The sequence below is a fragment of the Microbacterium sp. ISL-103 genome (genome assembly GCF_018613995.1).
Lineage (GTDB): Bacteria > Actinomycetota > Actinomycetes > Actinomycetales > Microbacteriaceae > Microbacterium.
Map to the genome: position 1 here is coordinate 1 of NZ_JAGGPD010000655.1, position 1,722 is coordinate 1,722.

A 1,722-nucleotide genomic window follows, 5' to 3' on the forward strand; every position below is an offset into this window, starting at 1 on the left:
GCCGGCAGACCGCGCTGTCACCGACAGACCTCGACATCGTCGAGGGATCATCGGTCGGCATCATCGGCGAGTCCGGATCGGGCAAGTCCACCCTCGTCCGACTGCTGCTGGGCCTGGACAGGCCGACGTCCGGCACCGTCGCGGTCGACGGCAGAGCAGTGGATGCCACGGCATCCGCCCGGTCCCTGCACTGGCTGCGCCGCCAGACCGGACTGGTGTTCCAAGACCCGTATGCGTCGCTCGACCCGCGTATGACCGCCGCGCAGATCATCCGAGAGCCGCTGTGGGCCCTCGGCATCGAGGGCGACCACCGCGCCAGGGTGCGCGAAGTGCTGGAGCAGGTGGGCCTCGAGCCCGAGATGGCAGACCGGTACCCGCACGAGTTCTCGGGCGGGCAGCGACAGCGCATCGCTCTCGCAAGGGCGATCGTGCACCGGCCGCGCATCCTCGTCGGCGACGAGCCGCTCTCTGCCCTCGATGTCACCGTGCGCGCGCAGATCCTCGAACTGCTCATAGAGCTGCGCCGCACGACCGACCTGACGCTCGTGCTCGTCTCGCACGACATCGGCGTGGTGCAGAACCTCTGCGACACCGTCGTCGTGATGAAGGACGGGAGCATCGTCGAGCGCGGCGCCACCTCGGACGTCCTTCTGCACCCCACGCAGGACTACACGAAGACCCTGCTGGCGGCGATCCCGGTCATACCCGCTCCCCCGCGATGACCGCGGCGGTCAGCGCGCAGAGCCGGTATGGAAGAACCGGCGCCGACGACTCGGACGCAGGGCGCGGCGCATGTAGACGGTGCCGAGGTCGCGGCCGAACTTGTGGCCGACTCTCCCCATGCGTCCCGCTTCGACGAATCCGAGCTTCGCGTGCAGACGAATCGAGGCGTCGGCCTTGGTGTCGCTGATCACGGCGACCATCTCGCGGATTCCCAGCTGCTCGCACGCGTCGATCAGGGCCTGCAGCAACGCGGCGCCGAGGCCTTTGCCTCCTGCGCCCGGACCGAGGTAGATCGAATCCTCGACCGTGTGACGGTAGGCGTTCTTTCCTGCCCACGGCTGCGCGAGGGCGTAGCCGATCACGACACCGGCGGGTGAGACCGCGACCAGGAACGGCAGGCCGAGCTTGCTCAGCAGCGCGAACTTCTCACGCCAGTACGGGATGCTGCTGCGCCGCTCGTCGAGCGTCACGACCGAGTTGCTGACGAAGTGGTTGTAGATCTCCCGCACGTAGGGGAGATCGCCCGACCGGGCCGGACGGATCGAGTAGGAGAACACGTCGGGTTCCGGCTGCGGGCGCAGATGGCGCGGCAGCACTCGGCGGCGATCACCGGGCTCGAACTGCATGCGATCAGCTTAGAGGGGGCCTCCCGTCGATGCGCCAGTCGATCGGGCTCGCCCCGAGCGTCTCGAGCATCTCGTTCGCCCGCGAGAACGGCCGGGACCCGAAGAATCCTCGGCGTGCGGAGAGCGGAGACGGGTGCGCAGAGGTGATCACCGGAGCATCTCCCAGCAGGGGCTGCAGGTTCGCGGCGTCCTTGCCCCAGAGGATCGCGACGAGCGGCTGGTCTCGTGCGACGAGTGCGCGGATCGCGAGCTCGGTCACCTGCTCCCACCCCCACCGGCGATGAGACCCGGCCTCCCCCGGGCGCACGGTCAGCACCCTGTTGAGCAGGAGCACTCCCTGGTCGCTCCACCCGGCCAGGTCGCCGTGCGGGGC

3 protein-coding genes are annotated in these 1,722 nt (G+C 69.1%); 1 reads left to right on the plus strand and 2 read right to left on the minus strand.

Annotated features, from left to right (window positions below; all coding sequences use genetic code 11):
* Positions 1 to 14: 14 nt before the first annotated feature.
* On the plus strand, positions 15 to 722 hold the full coding sequence (locus J7E68_RS19205) for an ABC transporter ATP-binding protein (protein ID WP_251049180.1): 708 nt from the start codon (positions 15 to 17) through the stop codon (positions 720 to 722).
* 9 nt (positions 723 to 731) lie between these two features.
* On the opposite strand, the gene J7E68_RS19210 is transcribed toward J7E68_RS19205, so the two are convergent.
* Together J7E68_RS19210 and J7E68_RS19215 are read right to left on the minus strand one after the other, a co-directional pair.
* Positions 732 to 1,349 (minus strand): GNAT family N-acetyltransferase, encoded by a 618-nt coding sequence (locus tag J7E68_RS19210; RefSeq protein ID WP_215175138.1) that lies wholly within the window; start codon positions 1,347 to 1,349, stop codon positions 732 to 734.
* Positions 1,350 to 1,353: 4 nt separating this feature from the next.
* A partial coding sequence (locus J7E68_RS19215) for a uracil-DNA glycosylase (protein ID WP_215175139.1) occupies positions 1,354 to 1,722 on the minus strand: 369 nt, incomplete at its 5' end.